Annotated in this window: 17 protein-coding genes and 1 riboswitch; of the genes, 11 read left to right on the plus strand and 6 right to left on the minus strand. The window is 51.2% G+C overall.

The annotated features are described in order from the left end of the window. Positions 1–137: 137 nt before the first annotated feature. The 3 genes from EYB31_RS03485 to EYB31_RS03495 form a co-directional block, all read right to left on the minus strand. Complete coding sequence (locus tag EYB31_RS03485) at positions 138–755, minus strand: cyclodeaminase/cyclohydrolase family protein (protein ID WP_165452189.1); 618 nt, start codon at positions 753–755, stop codon at positions 138–140. Next, positions 742–1,611, minus strand: a complete 870-nt coding sequence (locus EYB31_RS03490) for a bifunctional 5,10-methylenetetrahydrofolate dehydrogenase/5,10-methenyltetrahydrofolate cyclohydrolase (RefSeq protein ID WP_131011881.1) — start codon at positions 1,609–1,611, stop codon at positions 742–744. Before EYB31_RS03490 ends, EYB31_RS03485 begins: the two co-directional genes overlap by 14 nt. Positions 1,612–1,676: 65 nt before the next feature. Then, a riboswitch (ZMP/ZTP riboswitch) is annotated at positions 1,677–1,756 on the minus strand. Between the two features lie 18 nt (positions 1,757–1,774). Further along, positions 1,775–2,707: a manganese-dependent inorganic pyrophosphatase gene (locus tag EYB31_RS03495; protein ID WP_131011882.1), complete on the minus strand. Its 933-nt coding sequence runs from the start codon at positions 2,705–2,707 to the stop codon at positions 1,775–1,777. Positions 2,708–2,927: 220 nt separating this feature from the next. On the opposite strand from EYB31_RS03495, the gene EYB31_RS03500 reads away from it, so the two are divergent. Then, positions 2,928–3,548, plus strand: coding sequence for an NAD(P)-dependent oxidoreductase (locus EYB31_RS03500; RefSeq protein ID WP_131011883.1), 621 nt, complete (start codon positions 2,928–2,930; stop codon positions 3,546–3,548). Positions 3,549–3,648: 100 nt separating this feature from the next. Beyond that, the gene (locus tag EYB31_RS03505) at positions 3,649–4,236 is read left to right on the plus strand and encodes a YdeI/OmpD-associated family protein (RefSeq protein ID WP_131011884.1); all 588 of its coding nucleotides are present in this window, start codon (positions 3,649–3,651) and stop codon (positions 4,234–4,236) included. A 100-nt stretch (positions 4,237–4,336) separates the two neighbouring features. On the opposite strand, the gene EYB31_RS03510 is transcribed toward EYB31_RS03505, so the two are convergent. Both EYB31_RS03510 and EYB31_RS03515 read right to left on the minus strand, forming a co-directional pair. After that, on the minus strand, positions 4,337–4,966 hold the full coding sequence (locus tag EYB31_RS03510; RefSeq protein WP_420819422.1) for an SGNH/GDSL hydrolase family protein: 630 nt from the start codon (positions 4,964–4,966) through the stop codon (positions 4,337–4,339). Positions 4,967–4,973: 7 nt separating this feature from the next. Beyond that, positions 4,974–5,933, minus strand: a complete 960-nt coding sequence (locus EYB31_RS03515) for a LysR substrate-binding domain-containing protein (protein ID WP_131011886.1) — start codon at positions 5,931–5,933, stop codon at positions 4,974–4,976. 123 nt (positions 5,934–6,056) lie between these two features. Here EYB31_RS03515 and EYB31_RS03520 point away from each other — a divergent pair, with 123 nt between their 5' ends. The 7 genes from EYB31_RS03520 (at position 6,057) to EYB31_RS03550 (ending at position 14,894) form a co-directional block, all read left to right on the plus strand. Then, positions 6,057–6,947, plus strand: coding sequence for a DMT family transporter (locus tag EYB31_RS03520; protein WP_131011887.1), 891 nt, complete (start codon positions 6,057–6,059; stop codon positions 6,945–6,947). Between the two features lie 29 nt (positions 6,948–6,976). Beyond that, positions 6,977–7,210, plus strand: a complete 234-nt coding sequence (locus EYB31_RS03525; RefSeq protein WP_206105429.1) for an aldo/keto reductase — start codon at positions 6,977–6,979, stop codon at positions 7,208–7,210. Positions 7,211–7,643: 433 nt separating this feature from the next. Beyond that, complete coding sequence (locus EYB31_RS03530; protein ID WP_131011888.1) at positions 7,644–8,327, plus strand: response regulator transcription factor; 684 nt, start codon at positions 7,644–7,646, stop codon at positions 8,325–8,327. Further along, a complete protein-coding gene (locus tag EYB31_RS03535; protein WP_131011889.1) occupies positions 8,320–9,672 on the plus strand; it encodes a sensor histidine kinase in 1,353 nt (450 codons plus the stop codon). Before EYB31_RS03530 ends, EYB31_RS03535 begins: the two co-directional genes overlap by 8 nt. 204 nt (positions 9,673–9,876) lie before the next feature. Beyond that, the gene (locus tag EYB31_RS03540) at positions 9,877–11,370 is read left to right on the plus strand and encodes a carboxylesterase/lipase family protein (protein ID WP_131011890.1); all 1,494 of its coding nucleotides are present in this window, start codon (positions 9,877–9,879) and stop codon (positions 11,368–11,370) included. Next, positions 11,360–13,183, plus strand: a complete 1,824-nt coding sequence (locus EYB31_RS03545) for an ABC transporter ATP-binding protein (RefSeq protein ID WP_131012109.1) — start codon at positions 11,360–11,362, stop codon at positions 13,181–13,183. Before EYB31_RS03540 ends, EYB31_RS03545 begins: the two co-directional genes overlap by 11 nt. Further along, positions 13,152–14,894, plus strand: a complete 1,743-nt coding sequence (locus tag EYB31_RS03550; RefSeq protein WP_131011891.1) for an ABC transporter ATP-binding protein — start codon at positions 13,152–13,154, stop codon at positions 14,892–14,894. Before EYB31_RS03545 ends, EYB31_RS03550 begins: the two co-directional genes overlap by 32 nt. A 364-nt stretch (positions 14,895–15,258) precedes the next feature. Here EYB31_RS03550 and EYB31_RS03555 read toward each other — a convergent pair whose 3' ends face one another. Next, positions 15,259–15,660, minus strand: coding sequence for a VOC family protein (locus EYB31_RS03555; protein WP_131011892.1), 402 nt, complete (start codon positions 15,658–15,660; stop codon positions 15,259–15,261). Positions 15,661–15,992: 332 nt separating this feature from the next. Between EYB31_RS03555 and EYB31_RS03560 the strand changes: the two genes are divergently transcribed. Together EYB31_RS03560 and EYB31_RS03565 are read left to right on the plus strand one after the other, a co-directional pair. Beyond that, complete coding sequence (locus EYB31_RS03560; protein ID WP_131011893.1) at positions 15,993–16,961, plus strand: aldo/keto reductase; 969 nt, start codon at positions 15,993–15,995, stop codon at positions 16,959–16,961. A gap of 283 nt (positions 16,962–17,244) precedes the next feature. Then, positions 17,245–18,645 carry an MATE family efflux transporter gene (locus EYB31_RS03565; RefSeq protein ID WP_131011894.1) on the plus strand — a complete coding sequence of 467 codons (1,401 nt, stop codon included), beginning with the start codon at positions 17,245–17,247 and terminating at the stop codon, positions 18,643–18,645. Positions 18,646–18,698: the final 53 nt, after the last annotated feature.

Below are 18,698 nucleotides of genomic sequence, written 5' to 3' on the forward strand. Positions count from 1 at the left end.
TCAATCTGAGGCTTGAGGAGAATTCCTTTGGGGAGGAAGGAACCGGTATTTCATATCAGTCATATGTTGACAAGGAAAAGGGGCTATCCCATAAGTAGTTTTTAACTACCTTTTGGGATAGCCCCCCTTTTTGGGAATCAATGGGCCCAATTCGTCAGGCAGCGCTCCTTCAAAAGCCGCGCCTCAGCGATCCATGCGCCGCCTTGTTCCCGGTAATGGGCGCTTAATTCGTCGTTTTTCATGCCGGGTAAATTGATTTCGGCCGTAAGCCAGGCCGATTGGACTGCGGCTTCCAGCATAATCAGCGCGATTCCGTGGTCGGAGGCGACATTTTTGTTCACCTGACCGGCGGCTTCGCCGAGCAGCCGCATCAACCCCACGCAGCGGCTCATCAAGCGAAACGGCACTTCCGCGGCCGCAGCGGCTGCTTGCATGAGCGCTGACGAACGCGCCGCTTTTTCTTCCGGCGAGCTTTTGGGCATGCCAAGCGCGTTCATGTAAGCCTGGAATGAATCGATATCCTCCCGGATCAGATGCTCGAATTCCCCGATTGCTTGATTCATTTGTCCGGCCAGCGCGATCATCTGTGTCTCCGCCGCCGCGAACTTCGGGCCTGTCGTCAAGTTGGCCACCATGGCGCCCATCGACGCGCCCAGCGCGGCAGCCAGCGCCGCGATGCTGCCTCCTCCCGGCGTAGGGGAACTTGAGGCGGCGTCCGTCAAAAATTGGCGTATGTTTTGGTTATAAGCGGACATCGGCATGCACCCCGCTTTCTTTTTGCAGCTTAACCGCTTTAAGCAAATGTTCAAACAGCAGCGTTGTCGTTACCGTGCCTACGCCGCCGGGGACGGGGGTCATCGCTTGCGCGGCGTCCATGGCATCCGGGCTGACGTCCCCGGCGATCCCGGTTTCCGTCTCATTAATGCCCGCATCGATAATGACAAGACGCGGGTGCACCATGTCAGCCGTGACCAAATTTGCTTTGCCCGCCGCCGCAATCAAAATATCCGCTTGCGCGATATGCCGGGTTAGCTGCTGCGTATGGGAGTGGCACACGGTAAGCGTGGCGTTCTCGCGCAGCAGCAGCTGCATCAGCGGCCGCCCGACCGTTTCCCCGCGGCCGATCAGCACGACATGTTTGCCCTGCAGCTCATAGCCGAAATACTTCAGGATGCGGATGCACGACTCTGGAGTGGCCGGATATAAACCTGGTTCCCCGGTGTAAACAGCCCATTTATTGGCGGAGCAAATGCCGTCGACGTCTTTAACCGGCAGCAAAGCATCGGAAACGGCGGCAACGTTAAGATGTTTGGGCAGCGGCAGCTCCAGCATAATGCCGTGAGTGTCCGGATCCTCGTTCAGCCGGTTGATTTCCGCCAGCAGCCGGTCTTCAGCGACATCCGCTTCGAGTATGATCAGGCGGTACTCAATCCCGAGCTTTTGCGCCAGCTTCATCTTGGAGTTCGCATAATATTCCGAGGCGGGATCGCCTTTCACGAGAATAACGGCCAGCGCCGGCCGTACCCCCTGCTTCTTCCAATCTTCCGCATCAAGTTTGACAGCTTCCTGCAGCGCGGCTGCAAATTGTTTCGTATTCAGCGACTTGCCCATCCATACCGCCTCCAATTGTTTTGAACGATAAACAAAAAAAGTATCCGGATGGATGAACCACCGAATACTTTTGCCCAGGCGTACGGCCGTATGTTCCATGTGCTCCCCCGCGGTTCCCCGCGTTACGCCAGTTACACATGGACTAAATCATATTACTGCCATTTTATCTCTTGCTCAAAATATCTGTCAAGACCGGAACGATTTGCGATTTGCGCGAAACAACGCCTTTCAGCAGCGCTTTATTGCCGTCCAGCTTCACGCTGTAGGCTTGCTCAACCGCGTCAGCGGAGCCGCCGAGTGCGATACCGATCGAATCGTTGTTCAAAATGTCGGTGACTACGAACAGGAATAAGTCCAAGCCTTTCTCGGAAATGATCGCGTTCAGCGAAGCTTCCAGCTCGGCTTGGCGGGACAATACGTCGTTCACGTCAACAGCGTTGACTTGAGCGATTTCTACTTTAGCGCTGCCCATGGAAAATTCCTTGGAGTCCGTAGAAATCAGCTGGGCGATCGTTTTGTCGCTGAGATCGGCGCCCGCTTTCAGCATGGCCAGACCGTATTCTTCCGCATTCACACCGGCAATGCCGGCAAGCTCGCGGGCAGCAGCGACGTCTTGATCGGTGCAGGTAGGCGATTTGAACAGCAGCGTGTCGGAGATGATAGCCGACAGCATCAAGCCGGCAATTTCCGGTTTAATGGCTACGCCGTTTTCTTTGTACAGTTTGTTCAAAATGGTTGCCGTGCAGCCAACCGGTTCGGCGCGGTAGTACAGCGGGCCGCTTGTTTCGAAGTTGGCGATGCGGTGATGGTCGATGACTTCCGCTACGCGCACTTGATCGATATCGGAGGCGCTTTGCTGGCGTTCGTTGTGGTCAACGAGAATAACGCTTTTTACTTCGTTAGCGACCGTTTCCACAAGGCGCGGCGCGGCAGCCTTGAATTGATCCAGCGCGTATTGGGTTTCTGAGCTGATGCTGCCCAGACGAACAGCCTCTACGTCAAAACCAAGGCTTGCTTTTAAATCAGCGTATGCGATAGCCGAACAGATCGTATCGGTATCCGGATTTTTATGACCGAAAATAAGTGTTTTTTCCATGCTCCTGCTCCTTATTCTTGTATTTGCATAAAAAGTATATCGTAGAACCTCGTTCACAATCAAGATACTCCGGGAAAAAAATCTGAAAATCCTATCAAATTAGTTGGTATAAGGTGTAGATATAAGGTGCGTTCGCGATTTGCGGCACATTTGATATAATAACGGCATGGCAGGATTATATAGATTACCGGCCTCAGACCGGCAGGAAGAGGTCCATGATATGAATATTTTAATATTAGGGGCGACAGGCAGGGTAGGAAGCCGGATTGCGGCTTTAGCGCTGCAAGACGGACATCATGTCACCGTGCTGGTGCGCAGCCCTGACAAGTTGGATTTGGTCCGCGGCAATGTGACTATAATCGAGGGCAATGCATTAAGTAAAACCGATATGCAGCGGGCGGCGGCCGGAAATGATGCGGTGATCAGCGCGTTAAGCACGGACGGGACAACCACCTTGTCGGAAACAACGCCGCTTATTGTGGAAACGATGCTTCAACAAAACATAAGGCGCATCGTGACGATCGGCACCGCCGGAATATTGCAAAGCAAGACGAGTCCGGGCATGCTCCGTTACCAGTCCGGCGAATCCAACCGTAAGCTGACCCGGGCGGCGGAAGAACATCACCGCGCTTTTGACGTTCTTTTGCAATCGCCGCTGGATTGGACTATCATTTGCCCGACCTATTTGCCTGACGGCCCGCCGCTTGGCGCGTACCGGACCGAACGGGACTTTTTGCCGGACGGGGCTGCGGCCATTTCCGTTTCGGACACTGCCGAGTTTGCTTACCGTCAATTAACAAGCGTGGAGTACGTAAAATCGCGTGTCGGAATCGCTTATTAAACAACACCGAAGGAATCGCGCCTCAGTCAAGCGAATCTATTATATGGATTGTATACGCCCAAAAATGTAAGCGGATAAACCGGTGAAAGGAGAGTTGACGATGGCATCCCAATCGGAGCAGCTGCCGCTGTTATTATGCCCGGACCAAGCATTCTGGGAAAGCTGGCTTGAAGAAAACGGAGAGACCTCTCCGGGGGTAAGATTGCATATTGCCAAAAAGCAGTCCGGCGTTGTGTCAGTAACGTATGCCGAAGCGTTGGAAAGCTCGCTTTGTTACGGCTGGATCGACAGCCGCAAGGAGGCTTACGACGACAAGACGTGGGTGCAGCGCTTTACGCCAAGAGGACCAAGAAGCATCTGGTCCAAGGTCAACAAGGAGAAGGTGGAACGGTTGATTGCCGAAGGCCGCATGAAACCGAAAGGATTACAGGCAATCGAAGCCGCCAAACGCAATGGGCAATGGGAAGCGGCTTACGCGCCGCAAAGCTCGGCCACCGTGCCTGACGATTTTGCCGCCGCGCTGCAAGCTCATCCGCAGGCGAAAGCTTTTTTCGAGGGGCTGAACAACCAGAACCGATATGCGATGTTGTTCCGGATTCAACAAGTTAAGAGACCGGAGACACGGGCCAAAAAAATCGCACAGTTTATCGACATGCTGGAAAAAGGCGAGAAAATACACTTAATGTAACAAACGGGCTGCGCTTGCCTATGTCTTTGAAAGACACAGGGAGCGCAGCCCGTTTCATTTATGCATATACGTACCGAATGCACGGCACCTTCCTTACAACTTACTGCTCGCCGTTCCACGAGAAGCCAATCGCGTTCAGGAACGCTCTGGCCAGCGTCATATGGCCGGTCGAATTCGGATGCACCCGATCCCACGCCAGCGTAGCCGGATATATATGCTCCAGCACCGGTTCAAAAGCTTTCTGCGTATCGACGAACACCGCGCCGTTTTCTTCAGCAATCCGCTTGACTACGGCTCCGTATTGGTCCATGGCGGCTCTCATCCAGTCGCTTGCATTGGGTTCGATGTAAAACGGAGTCATCAGAATAAGGCCCTTCACCGACGGTTTCGTGCGCTGCACCAAATCCCTCAAGGTGTTTTCGTATTCCTCGATATATACGTGTTTTTCCATAACCTGGGGCAGATCGTATTGACGCCATACATCGTTGATCCCGATCATGATCGACAGCCAGTCCGGCTGATGATCGATAACGTCCGTCTGCCAGCGGTCCGCCAAATCGCGAACCGTATTGCCGCTAATGCCCATATTAATGACACGTACGCCGAGCTGAGGGTACACCGATTGAAGAAATGCGTTGACCATATCGACATAACCGTGACCGTACGAATCGTTTCGGCCTTCGCCCTCCGGTTTTTTTCTCCCGCAATCGGTAATGGAGTCGCCGATCATGACCAATTTATCTTTTTTCTGGAGCAGCAAGGTAGTTCATCCTTTCGGTGGTTGTATTCATAGAAGATATTCGCTCCGTGGTGCCGATTTCCTCCCGTGCCTGCAATCCGTTTTCATATTGCTTGACCGCATCCAGCAATTTGCGCATCGCCGCGCTGACAAATGCGTCCTGCCTGCGGATAAACACGGTTTGCGCTTTGCTGAGAGACAGCTCGATTGCATGAGAGCGCAGATTGCCTTCAGCCTCCGCTTTGGCGATCACGGTTTTGGGCAGCATGGAGATACCGAGCCCGGCGGATACGCCCCCTATAATCGCTTCCAATGTGCCAAATTCCATGATCTGCGGCTGATGCACAGAGCATGCGTGCAGCCATTGCTCCATCAGTTCACGGTACGAACAGCCGCCGCTGAAGACGAGTGCGGGTCTGACCACCGCATCGTGCAAGCTGTTTATTGCAAATTCGCTGACGATGACGAGTTCTTCCTCGAAGATAAGCTCCTCGAGAAGTTCGGGATGATGGACGGGGCCGCTGACGAAGGCGCCGTCAAGCTCATAACGCAGCACTTTATCGATCAGCTGGCGGGTATGCCCGGCAATTAGCGACAAATGAACCTGCGGATAGGTTTTGAGATAAGCCGCCAGCGGCTTCGGCAACCGGACCGCCGCTGTCGTCTGCAGCGAGCCGATGGTCAATGCGCCGGACGGCTCGGTGGATTCCGTGACGACCTTATAGGCTTCTTCCAGCAGGCCAATGACTTTGTCTGCGTAGGAGAGCAGCAGCGAGCCGCTGGGCGTAAGTCTCATGCCGCGGTTATGGCGGGTAAATAACGTCGTCTGCAGCTCCGCTTCAAGCTGCTGAATCCGTGCCGTTACGTTGGACTGCACGTAATTCAATTCCGCCGCCGCTTTGGTAATCGAGCCTTCCCGGGCGACAATTTGGAACACTCGTAAGTCTCCGCTTTCCATGTTTCATTCCCTCCCGTTCATTTTGATATCATTTATATTGATGGATGTTATCGGTTATATTCATTTTACATGAAACGTAGTCCGCTTTACAATGAATCCATCAAATGCCAAGGGGATGGAGAAATGAATCGTTCCGTATACTGGATTTTTGTGCTGTTCACCACTTTTTTGATGGGTGTTGCGTTTCCAATAGGAAAAATCGGACTATCCGACGTGAGCCCTTTTCTGCTGATGGGAATCCGGTTTGTGCTGGCCGGGCTAATTATGGCGGTTGTCGTGATTAAGCGGCCTCACCCGCGCCAGGCCGCCGGCTGGCTGAAAATGTCCGCGATCGGGCTGTTTCAATCCGCCGGCGTCATGGGCTGCGCTTATTACAGCATGCATTGGATCACATCGGGAGAGTCGGCGATACTTACCTGCATGAATCCGCTGTTGGTCGTCATTTTGGATACGCTGTTGTCGAAGGCGAAATACCGTTTCGCCCAATGGGTTGGCGTAGTATTAGGTTTTGCCGGGGTGTTTGCGACGTTTGGTTTCCATCTGCAGTTTCAGCCCGGCACGGCGATCGGTTTTATGGGGGCTTTATCTTTTGCCGTTGCGACCTTGCTCTTTAAAAAGTGGGGGCCGGGACTGGATACATGGGTGCTGACCGCATATCAGATGTTGTTTGGAGGGATTGTGCTGCTTGGTGCCAGCGTGCTGCTGGAGCATCCCAGCTTCCGGTTTACGGCGTCATCGGCAGCCGTCATCGTTTGGCTGGCCGTGTTAGGTTCGATCGTGCAGTTTTCGATGTGGTATTATTTGCTGCAAAAAGGGGACCCCGGCAAAACAAGCGCCTACTTGTTTCTAGTGCCGCTCTTTGGCGTCATTTCAGGCTGGCTGCTGCTTGGCGAAAAACTGCATTGGTATGCAGGTTTCGGAGGCGCGTTAATCTGCATCAGTATTTTTCTGGTCAATTGGAGAGCCAAGCTTCCCCTTAAGATCAGAGGGAGTCTGGCAAAATTAAAAGCCTAGTATCTCTACTAGACTTTGATATAATAGATTTGGGTGAAAATCCCACCGGCGTATGCTTGATGGAAGAGCAGGAAGTGAATCCAGTAAGGACTGCGGTAAAATGGGTTACGCAGCAGCCGGGAATCACCCCGGCCATTATTGGCGCTAGTCGTCCGAAGCAATTGGATGCGAGCTTGCAGGCCGCTGACATGAATACCTTCACCGAACAGCAGCTAATATGGCTTGACGGACTGGTTCTCACTGCCACGCCGCTGCGAATTTAGTTAGCTCAGCGGAGGTAATGAAATGGAAAATGTGAAACTCGGAAATACCGGCATGGATATAGCTGGCTCCAGATTTGTAAAATCGGTGTAAGATTAGTTCTGATTTAAACATATTGCTTATCTCTCTTACTGGGAACGCTAGTTAAATCATCAGTTTAAAACCTTCTATTAGAAGCAAACTAGAATTAATTGCTCTAATAGGAGGTTTTATTATGAATTTAAGCGAGCTTTGGCATCATCATGAAGCGTAATGCTCGAGGTGATGAACGTCGGAAAGACGTATGAGGGGAAACCTCGCGTACGGTTTGATGAGGAGGGGCTGGATGCCCAGCCCCTCACTCTACTATTTTTCAAGTCTTGTTCCACCGCTGTTTCTGTTAATGAATCAGTCTAAAACTATATTTTCTTTGCACATTATAAGGAGGCATAGGCAATGACAAGTGTTCTCGTAGTTGAAGACGATACGCATATGTGGGAAATGATTTCAATGGTTTTGAACCATGAAGGTTTTCGTGTCCGGGGAGCGGTTAACGGCAAGGAAGCGCTTGTTGAAATAGAGAGCGCTCCTACGGATTTGGTTTTGCTAGATGTCATGATGCCAATCATGGATGGGTGGGATTTGTGCCAGGCACTTCGGCGCTTGAACCCCGAACTGCCGATTATCATGATTACGGCTAAGCATGAGACAAGTCAAAAGGTGAAAGGATTCGGCCTAGGCGCAGATGATTACCTGGTTAAGCCTTTTGACCCGCAGGAACTGGTGGCCCGAATCAAAGCGGTGCTGCGCCGGTACCGGATTGCGGCCGATAAGATGGTTAGATTGGGCAGTTTCAAGCTGGATCGGCTTCGGGGGACGGTTTCGGACGGAAACGCCAATTGGAACTTGCCGCTTAAGGAATTTGAACTATTATATCAACTTGCGAGTTATCCCGGCCAAATCTTTATGCGAGACCAGTTAATCGAAGCGGTATGGGGCTTCGACCACGAAGGGGATGAGCGGACGGTCGATGTTCATATTAAGCGGCTGCGGGAGCGATTTGCCGACTATGCTCACCTTTTTCGCATTGTAACGGTTCGCGGTCTCGGATACAGGTTAGTGACGGAAAGCTATGATTAAAAGCTTATATTTAAAAATTGTACTGCTCTTTTTCGCAGCTGTAGTGATAGGTATCGGAGGCGCCATTCCGGTAACCATTTATTTATTTAAAGATCAGATCACGCAATCCATCCAACAAGAGTATGCGGTGCGAAACGGGTTGATATCCGATGCTTTTTCCAGTTTGGCGCCAAACGAACGTGATCCTTTTCTAAAACAGTTGTCTGAAAAGCAGAAGATAAGCCTATGGGTATACGATCGGAACGGGCTTCGCTACGCTTATGGTCAAACAAACAAACCCAACCTGACAGGCGAGGATATCCACCGCATCCAGAACGGCGCTGAAGTCGTAAGACGCACATCCGTTCTGCCTCTACCAACGAGCTTGCACATGGGTTTCCCTTTACAAACTGCGGACGAACAGCTGGCACTCGTAATCCATCCGGAAGGTACTAATAATTCTCAGCTGTTTATGATTTTGGGTGTTTTGATTGTGATTGCAATTGTGATCGCTAACACCAAGTTTATCCTTTTTACTAGCGTAGTGGTGAAACCCTTAAAAGCATTGACCGCCGCAACCAGAAAAATTGCTAAGGGAGACTATAACATCCAACTTCAGACAAAAAATAAAGATGAATTGGGCGTCTTGTCGGAGCAATTTCAACAAATGGCCCACGAGATGAGCCAAGTCGAAAAGATGCGTCAGGAGTTTGTTTCCAACGTATCCCACGAACTTCAAACACCGCTGGCGTCCATTTCGGGTTTTGTCTCCATCTTGCAAAGGGGCGGGCTTGATGAAGCCGAGCAACAGCGCTGTCTGAACATAATCCGGCACGAAAGCATGCGACTGTCCCGACTCAGTGAGAACATGCTCCGACTGGCGACGATGGATTCTAACCATCTACCCTTCCATCCATCGCTCGTTCGACTTGATAGTCAGCTGCGCCGTATTGTCGTAGCCGCGGAGCCGCAATGGGCGCCCAAACGCTTAAATATTCACCTGGAGCTTCCAAAAACGGCGATTCATGCAGACGAAGACCTGCTAAGCCAAGTATGGCTAAACATTTTCAGCAACAGCATCAAATTTACACCCGAGGGCGGTGACATCTCCATCGAACTTCAGGCTGAAAATGGTGAAATCGGAGTTATCTTACGGGATACCGGAATTGGTATGACCGAGGAAGATCGCAAACGCGTCTTCGAACGCTTTTTTATGGCCGATAAATCGCGCAACCGCGAAGCGGAAGGGAGCGGGCTGGGACTTGCGATCGTAAAGCGCGTTGTCGAATTGCACGGCGGCCGAGTCGAGATAGACTGCGCTGTAGGCAAAGGAACGGCCGTAACCGTCTTCCTGCCAGCAATGTAACTCGAACAACAATACAATCGAAAATACGAGCGAGTAAAAAGGTGAACGATCCGTTCATCTTTTTTACATTTAAACCCATTTGATTCATGTTGCGTTCATAAAGGATACGTAGTATCGGTTGCGAAAGGAGACTTCAATCCACGAGAACTTACTGGAATTACAGGCAAGTCTATATCATTTTAAAAGTAAAAGGAGCTGCCTTCTATGGTAAACGAATCATGTATCGTACAAACTTCTCTTGGCTCGCTTCAGGGGATTCAAAGAAATGACGTCATTCAGTTTCGTGGTGTTCCCTATGCCGAGACACCCGAGGGAGAGTTTCGCTTTTCGCGGGCACGCACTGTCGCTGCTTGGACCGGAATTCGAGATGCAAGTAATCACGGCTTTATTGCCCCGCAACCGCCTTCTCCATTACGTCAAGCCATCGGAGAAGCTTCTGAACCGCCTCAAGGGGAGGATTGCCTATCGCTCACAATCTCAACCCCTGCCATCGATCGGGAAAAACGCCCTGTTGTCGTTTGGTTGCATGGCGGACATTATATGACCGGAGCCGGGTCACTGGACTGGTACGATGGAGCCGAGCTTTCCAAGGACGGTAATCTAGTGACCGTAGGCGTCAATTACCGACTTGGAGCTTTTGGATTCTTGCATTATCCGGGAGTTAGCGATGGGAAAATGGGGATTTTCGATATTCTCGAAGCTCTGAAATGGGTTCAAGATCATATTGCGCATTTTGGCGGCGATCCTGATCAGGTTACAGTCATGGGGCAATCCGCGGGAGCCCATGCCATTATGTGCCTATTGACTATGGAGGAGGCACGAGGTCTCTTCCGCAGAGCAATTCTACAAAGCGCGCCCGCAAGTCTTGCTCCAATGTCAGAAGAAAAAGCATTTGAACATGGAAGCCGGCTGTTGGAAATCTTGAATGTGAATCAGAGGGATCCACAAGAAATTACCGCACAATTGAATACCGTATCACCTGCCCAAATCATTCAAGCATCGGGAAAATTAGCTCAGGAAATTGCACGCTTTGGTCAAATTACCCTCCCTTTTATGCCTGTTTTTGATTCTCTTTCCACGGCGGATCGTTTTATTGAGATGGCTGCAAAAGGGGCCGGCGAAGCAGGCATTGATCTCATTATGGGTACCAATCGAGAGGAAGCCAATATTCTTTTAGGGAATGTAAAGACGCTCGATCCGGCTTTGGTTAACGAACGTTTCGCTGCCTTGACCGGGAACGAAAATGCAATCGAGCGATACCGTAGGAGGCGGCCCGGTAGTGCGGCAATTGCTCTGGTATCTGACTTGATTACTGACCACCTGTTCCTGCTCCCTGCTTTAAGGTTCGCATACACAGCTCATAAAGCCGGCTCACGTACTTGGGTATATCAATTCGATTGGTCACCGCCCGGATCTCCTTTTAAAGCGTGCCATGGCATAGAACTGCCGTTTATATTTGGAAATTTCGAATCGTACAAGGATGTACCCATATTGCAAGGGGCAGATCCAGAAATCGTTAGTGATTTAACAACGGTTATGCGCAAGGCATGGATTGGATTTATTCAAACTGGCAATCCCGGTGGTTACGTCTCATGGCCAGCTTATGAGCCGGTTCAGAGACAAACCATGCGATATGCTTCTATTGTCGGTACTGTAGGCGACTTGGCGGAGATAGGCCGCTTCCATGATGGCCAATAAAACCGGGATGGCTCGACTATTGGAAATCGCCGGAGAGAAGCGCGGACTGATGACCGTCTCGGTCCTGTTATCTTCGCTTAGCGCCGTTTGCATGCTGGTGCCTTACGCTTCCGTCTTTGTTATCTTAAAAGAGTTATTGGAGCACGCAGCTTCCCCTGTTTTGGCAGACGGAGCGAAAATGATCCGCTTTAGCGTTATCGCTTTAATCGGCCTGGCAGCCGGCTTGGCCACGATGTATGTAGGGGGAATGGTTTCTCATATCGCGGCCTTTCGTATTCTTTACGGTCTCAGGGTCAAGCTGGCAAGCCATATCGGCAAGCTTCCGCTTGGCTGGCTGAATAGTACGTCGACGGGTGCCGTCAAGAAAACGTTGGAACAAAACGTGGAGAAAGTGGAAACGTTCATTGCTCACCATTTGCCCGATCTCGTCCATGCTGCTGTGACCACGGTTCTGATGATTGTTGTGATGTTTTCGCTGAATGTTTGGTTGGCTCTAGCGTGCTTCCTGCCGATTGTCCTCGCGTTTGCGGTTCAGATCGCGCTGATCAGCGGACCGAAGACGAAAGAAAATCTTAAGCTTTGCCATGATTCGCTGGAACGGATGAATGCTTCTGCCGTCCAGTATGTTCGGGGAATGCCGGCCGTTAAGGTATTTGGGCAAACCGTGCAGTCGTTTCGTCAGTTTTATCAGGACATGCTTCGCTACCGTGACTATGGTGTGAAATTAACGGATCAATTTCAATACGGCTCCTTGATTTTCAAGGTGATTCTCGGTTCACTTGCCGCATTTATTCTGCCAGTAGGTGTGTTTTTATTGAGCCGCGACCCGGCCAACATCGCCTTCGCTTCCGTTCTGCTGTTTTTCCTTGTCATGGCGCCAGGGATTTCTGCCCCAATGGTTAAAATCATGTTTCTGGCTGAGACGCTCAGAGATATTGATGAGGGGGTCCGGCGTGTAGATCGTATACTAGCGGAAGAAGATGTGTCAGAGCCGGAACGCCCGATGCGGCCAACTTCATTTGATGTTTCATTCGATCACGTATTTTTTTCTTATGGAACGGAGCCTGTCCTTGCTGACATTTCCTTTACCGCTCGCCAAGGGGAAGTGACGGCGCTCGTCGGCCCGTCTGGAGCGGGCAAATCGACCATTGCCAATCTGGTACCTCGTTTTTGGGATGTGAGTACGGGAGCCATTCGCATTGGTGATGTGAATATCCGTGAAATCGCACCCACTGACTTGATGGACATCGTCGCGTTCGTGTTTCAGGAATCGTTTCTGTTTTATGATACCGTGTACAATAATATCGCGATCGGACGTCCGGATGCGTCGCCGGAAGAAGTGTATGCTGCGGCGAAGGCAGCGCAGTGTCATGCGTTCATCGACGAGACCCTTCCGTTTGGGTATGACACGTTGATAGGAGAAGGAGGTGTCTATTTGTCCGGCGGGGAAGAACAGCGAATCTCAGTAGCCAGGGCAATCCTGAAAAACGCCCCCATTCTCGTCCTAGATGAAGCGACGGCGTTTGCCGATCCGGAGAACGAGCATGAGATGCAGCTGGCGTTGAAAGCACTGATGAACAACAAGACGGTCATCGTCATCGCTCATCGCCTGTCCACCATTCAGGATGCGCAGCAAATTCTCGTGATGGAAAGCGGGAGAATCGTCGAGCGGGGGAGTCATGAAGCCCTTCTTTCAACGAACGGCTTGTATGGAGGCATGTGGCGTTCCTACCGTCATGCGACACAATGGCATTTGGGTAAAGGGGGGGCGGACAATGAACATGAGCATGCTGCGAAGCATTACGGCAGATAATCCGCGATCTCTCGTCAAACCTGTTTTGTACACGACCTTGGCCAACCTGGCTGGCTTAATCCCTTTTGCGCTGTTGGTAGAAGCGGCGAGATTGATCTTTAATCCGTTTATTTATTCCGATATGCCACTCGATTCAGAACGGCTCTGGTTCGTGTGCGGTGCTCTGGCGATTTCTCTCGTTCTCTTGATGGCTTGCGAAATCCCCGCCTATCGTGCCCAATACCGTGATGCCTACAGCGCGGCTGCGGACGGACGATCGCGGCTGGCCGAACATATGCGCAAGTTGTCCTTAGGGTACCTGAGCAAACGAGACCCGGGCGATCTGGCCAATAGAATGGTGGGCGATTTTTCGATGCTGGAGCACGGCATTTCCCACTTGGTTCCGCAGATGATCGGTGCCGCCGTCATGCCGGTTGTCGCCCTGGTCGGCTTGTGTTTCCTCGACTGGCGTCTGGCGCTTTCCCTGTTCGCGACGCTGCCGGTAGCCATCCTGCTGGTGATCCTGACGTCGGGCATTCAGCGCAAACTGGGCTCGAAGCATATAAGGGCCAAGATGAATGCCTCCAGCAGGCTGCAGGAATATTTGAACGGAATCCGAGTGATTAAAGCTTATAATTTGACCGGAGAACGTTTTGTCCGACTGGAACGGTCATTCAAGGAGTTGATGCGGCAGAGCATCCGTCTCGAAGGGACGATAGGGCCGATTGTGCTGAGCGCGATTACCTGTGTTCGTGCCGGTCTGACTCTGATGATCATGGCTGGCGTTTATCTGCTGACAGGCGGAAGCTTGGATGTTATCACATTCGTAGCTTTCCTGATCATCGGAACTCGTATTTTCGATCCACTGACGACAGCGCTTGCCGGTTACGCGGAGTTTCGCTATCTTGTGCAGGCGGGCGAACGCATCGTACAGCTTTTGCGGGAACCGGTTATGCGGGGAGAGCGGCAACCCCCTGAGATTCATGATGTCGTATTGAAGCAGGTTACGTTTGGCTATAATGATCAACCCATCTTGCGAGATGTGAGCGTAAGCATACCGGCAGGCTCCTTCACCGCATTGGTCGGCCCTTCGGGCAGCGGCAAAAGTACGATTCTTCGGCTCGTCGCCCGGTTTTACGACCCGGAACAGGGGATGGTAACGATGGGCGGGGAGGATGTTCGTGCCATGGATCCCGAAGCGTTGCTCAGAAAAGTATCTATGGTGTTTCAAGAGGTGTACCTCTTTCAGGATACGATCGCAGGCAATATCCGGTTCGGACGGAGCGACGCAACGCGCGAGGAAATCGAGGAAGCGGCGCGCCTTGCTTGTTGTCATGATTTTATCCTGAAGCTGCCAAACGGTTACGACACGATGGTAGGCGAAGGCGGAAGCACGCTGTCGGGCGGTGAAAAACAGCGAATTTCCATTGCTAGGGCGATATTGAAAAACGCGCCGATCATTCTACTCGATGAAGCAACGGCTTCGCTCGATTCTGAGAACGAAGCAGAGATTCAGAAAGCGATCGATCGACTGGTGCGTGGCCGAACCCTCATCGTAGTCGCTCACCGGCTCAAGACCGTGCAGCATGCAGACCAAATTGTTGTACTGGATCATGGGCGGATCGCGGAGCTAGGCTGTCATGAAGAATTACTCTCATCGAATGGCTTGTATGCCCGGCTTTGGCAACGCCAACATGGTGCAGGCGAGGAGCGCAACTCTGTGAAGTTATGAGGGTAACAACCCCGAAATTCTTGACTTCGGCTGGAGCTGTCGTCAGAACATAATGGAATATCGTTCCGAACTGAATCAGTACAAAAGCGAGCCCCATTGCAGTCGTCGTAGCCAGCCAAATGAGCGCATCCGTCCGCCTCCGATTCAAAATGCAGATGGTAGGGTTAAACGCTAATGAATCATTGTGTATCAACGGATTTCGGGGTTTGTTCGCATATCTAATTTAACTCCCGATCGGAAAACCGTTCAATCGTGGCATGTTCGTTCAGAGGATGCAACGATTTTGATTTGAATGACAAATATGAGATTATACGGGGTGTAAAAAAACGCCGGTGACCTTATGCAGGTGACCGGCTTTTTCATATTAGCGTTTCGGCATTTTGCTCTTATCCATGTACAGCAGGTTCCAGCGGTGACCGTCCAGGTCGGCAAATCCTGCGCCGTACATCCAGCCGTCAACTTCACTCGGCTTGTCAAAGATGCTTCCTCCGGCAAACTCTACTTTTTGAATAAAGGCATCTACTTCTTCTCTGCTTTCAGCGCCAATGGAAAATATGAGTTCTGCGCTACGGGAAGTATCTGCGGTTTTTGAACCTGTAAATTTCTCAAACGCCGCATCCGGGAACAGCAGAATCGTTGTTTGGCCTATGGCAAGCTTGGCTCTTTCGTTACCAACGCTCACCGCATGGAATCCAATCTCATTGAAAAAGGCAGTTGACTTCTCAACATCTTTGACCGGTAGGTTAATCCAAATCTCCTGTGACATGGCTGTAGCCTCCTGGAATATACTTTCAACTACTTTACTATACCCTACTACTGGCAGCAGAAGCGAATTTTATAAAAGAAACCGCATTATGAAGTTCTTAAACTGGATGGCGCTATCAAAAAATTGATGATTTTGGCAGTACGGTTTTTGGTAATAAACCTGGGGAAACATGCTCGAATTTACCCGCTGTTCAGCGATTCAAATTATTGTATTCTGCGCTTTACAATGGAATCTCTGATAGAATATATTGGTTTTATAAGATGCAATATGTTCGACCAAACGGCTCGCATAAACTTATACATTCAATAAGATTCAAAAAGGAGAGGTATCGGATGGTGGATTTTAGGAAGAGCAGGACCGTAGGCCGGACTTCCATTACGGTAAATCAATTGGGGCTTGGAACCGGATCGCTTGGTTTTCTGTATGAGGCCGTCAGTACGGAGGAGGCGCTTGGAGCCATTCAGCATGCTTTCGACAAGGGGGTACGGTTTTTCGATACGGCAGCGCTGTATGGTGAGGGATTGGCGGAGCAGAGGCTCGGACAGGTGTTGTCCCGGCTGCCGCGAGAAGCGTTTACCGTAGCGACAAAAGCAGGTTATGTGATCCCGGAAACGCCGCCCGAAACAATTAAGGGGACCGGCGAACGCGATTACAGCTATGACGGCATTATGAGATCGTTTGAAGCAAGCTTAAAACGGCTTGGTCTGAGCAGCGTCGATATTCTGCACATTCACGATGCGGACGATCATTTTGCGGAAGCGATGGAGGGGGCTTACAGAGCCGCTGACGAATTGCGCTCGCAAGGCGTTATTCGTGCTGTAGGCGCGGGGATGAACCAATCCGCCATGCTGGCGCGTTTTGCGCAAGAGGGGGATTTCGATTGTTTCCTGCTGGCGGGCAGATACACGCTTCTCGACCAAAGCGGCCTGCAGGATTTGATGCCGATTGCCGAGCGAAAAGGCATCTCCATTTTCGCGGGCGGGCCGCTCAATAGCGGCATATTGGCTGATCCTTACAGCAGCAGGCCGATGTTTAATTACGAACCTGCCTCCCAGGAATGGGTGGATAAGGCCAGAGGTTTGGATCGAGTGTGCCAGCGTTACAACGTGCCGCTTAAAGCGGCTGCGATGCAGTTTCCGCTTGCGCACCCGGCGGTGGTTTCGGTGCTTACAGGCGCCCGTTCCGGCGCGGAAATTACCGACAACATCAACATGCTCGAGTTTCCGATTCCACCCGATTTGTGGAAGGAAATGAAACACGAAGGATTGCTGCCCGAAGAAGCGCCAGTGCCTGCCGAGTAACCGCAGGAAATGATGTATGGCCATAACCGGTTTCAAACAGCCTGCCCGCCGCGGCAGGCTTTCTTTATAATAGCAGAATGATAAGTTTTGAGCGGAGCTCAAGGACTCTGATATTGCAAGAAAAGCTTCCGCTAAGACACGAAGGTACTTCATCGAAAGTGCTTCGATCAGAAGCTTTTCTTATTGTAGTATTGAACATACGTCTCAATGAAAAGATGAAATCAGATCCATTTCATTGTATGATAAAGCGTAATCACTTTTCGAAAATAAGGAGACTTAAGCAATGAGTGCACCTACAGCCAAGGGGCGGCCCAGTTTGACGGAAGGGCCAATTGCCAAAACGCTGCTGCTTTTTTCTTTGCCGATTTTGTTAGGAAACGTACTTCAGACGTTAAACGGCTCGATCAATACGATGTGGATCGGCAAATTCCTCGGCGAAACGGCGCTCGCGGCGACCTCAAACGCCAACATCATTATGTTTTTTCTGATCAGCGCGATCTTTGGCATCTCCATGGCCGGAGTCATTTTGATCGGTCAAAATTTGGGCGCGAAAAGGGTGGAGGAAGCCAAGAGGGTAGTCGGCACAAGCACCGTATTTTTTGCCATCTTATCAATAATCGTCGGCTTCATCGGAGTTGTGTTTTCTTCCACGATACTTGATTGGATGAACACTCCGGCGGATGCTAAGGAGCTGGCGGTCGCGTATACACGTATCATCTTTGCCGGCGTTCCGTTTATGTTTGGCTTCAATCTGGTGATGGCCGTGCTGCGGGGCTCCGGCGACGCCAAGACGCCTTTTTACTTCCTGCTTTTATCCGCTGTGCTTGATGTCATTCTGAATCCGCTGCTCATTAAAGGGTACGGCCCTTTTCCGGAAATGGGCATTTCGGGATCTGCGACGGCTACTTTTTTTGCCCAGATGGTCAGCTTTATCCTGCTGCTCTTCTACCTGTACGCCAAAAAGTATTTTCTGCGCATCACCAAAAACGATATCCACATGCTGCGCCTGAATTGGGCTATCATTCGCACGCTGATCAAAAAAGGTCTGCCGATGGGATTAAACATGGTGGTCGTATCGGTCAGCAATTTGTTTCTGATCCATCTTGTCAATTCGTATGGTTCCGAAGCGTCGGCGGCATTTGGGGTGGCGAATCAGATTTCCAGCTATGTTCAGATGCCTGCAATGGCCATTGGCGGTGCTGTGACCTCCATGGCGGCCCAGAACATCGGAGCCGGCAACTGGGAACGCGTACACCGCATTACGTGGACGGGCGTCGGCTTTAATATAGGCCTGACGGGACTGCTGGTTCTCTTGCTGCATTGGTTCGACCGCGGGGCGCTGGGGTTGTTTTTGCCGCAAACGGGCAAAGCGATCGAGCTGGGGCTTGTGATTAACGATATTTCGTTGTGGTCGTTTATATTATTTGGGGTTTTCAACGTTATTGCCGGTGTGGTTCGTTCCTCCGGTTCGGTCATTATGCCGCTTGTATTCAGCTTTGTCTCGCTGCTGATCGTACGTATACCGTTGTCTTATTTGCTTGGCGGACAATACGGCTTTGACGCAATCTGGTGGAGTTTCCCGGTCAGCTTTATGATCGCCATGACGCTTAATATTTGGTTTTACCGTTACGGCAACTGGAAAAAGGCCAATATGCTGGGTAAACCGGCTGCCGCGACCCGGTAAAAAACGAAGCCCTAGCGGCGGATCGCCAGCCTTGTGTTTGCTCAGGCTGAGCG

The sequence above is a fragment of the Paenibacillus thalictri genome (genome assembly GCF_004307995.1).
Taxonomy (GTDB): Bacteria; Bacillota; Bacilli; order Paenibacillales; family NBRC-103111; genus Paenibacillus_AF; species Paenibacillus_AF thalictri.

Coding starts and splice junctions, on each gene's coding strand:
- EYB31_RS03510 (WP_420819422.1), bottom strand. CDS start 4,966: ATGATCGGCGACTCCATTACCGATTGCGGGAGAAAAAAACCGGAGGGC.
- EYB31_RS03485 (WP_165452189.1), bottom strand. CDS start 755: ATGTCCGCTTATAACCAAAACATACGCCAATTTTTGACGGACGCCGCC.
- EYB31_RS03530 (WP_131011888.1), top strand. CDS start 7,644: ATGACAAGTGTTCTCGTAGTTGAAGACGATACGCATATGTGGGAAATG.
- EYB31_RS03565 (WP_131011894.1), top strand. CDS start 17,245: ATGAGTGCACCTACAGCCAAGGGGCGGCCCAGTTTGACGGAAGGGCCA.
- EYB31_RS03495 (WP_131011882.1), bottom strand. CDS start 2,707: ATGGAAAAAACACTTATTTTCGGTCATAAAAATCCGGATACCGATACG.
- EYB31_RS03535 (WP_131011889.1), top strand. CDS start 8,320: ATGATTAAAAGCTTATATTTAAAAATTGTACTGCTCTTTTTCGCAGCT.
- EYB31_RS03500 (WP_131011883.1), top strand. CDS start 2,928: ATGAATATTTTAATATTAGGGGCGACAGGCAGGGTAGGAAGCCGGATT.
- EYB31_RS03490 (WP_131011881.1), bottom strand. CDS start 1,611: ATGGGCAAGTCGCTGAATACGAAACAATTTGCAGCCGCGCTGCAGGAA.
- EYB31_RS03560 (WP_131011893.1), top strand. CDS start 15,993: ATGGTGGATTTTAGGAAGAGCAGGACCGTAGGCCGGACTTCCATTACG.
- EYB31_RS03515 (WP_131011886.1), bottom strand. CDS start 5,933: ATGGAAAGCGGAGACTTACGAGTGTTCCAAATTGTCGCCCGGGAAGGC.
- EYB31_RS03520 (WP_131011887.1), top strand. CDS start 6,057: ATGAATCGTTCCGTATACTGGATTTTTGTGCTGTTCACCACTTTTTTG.
- EYB31_RS03545 (WP_131012109.1), top strand. CDS start 11,360: ATGGCCAATAAAACCGGGATGGCTCGACTATTGGAAATCGCCGGAGAG.
- EYB31_RS03555 (WP_131011892.1), bottom strand. CDS start 15,660: ATGTCACAGGAGATTTGGATTAACCTACCGGTCAAAGATGTTGAGAAG.
- EYB31_RS03550 (WP_131011891.1), top strand. CDS start 13,152: ATGAGCATGCTGCGAAGCATTACGGCAGATAATCCGCGATCTCTCGTC.
- EYB31_RS03505 (WP_131011884.1), top strand. CDS start 3,649: ATGGCATCCCAATCGGAGCAGCTGCCGCTGTTATTATGCCCGGACCAA.
- EYB31_RS03540 (WP_131011890.1), top strand. CDS start 9,877: ATGGTAAACGAATCATGTATCGTACAAACTTCTCTTGGCTCGCTTCAG.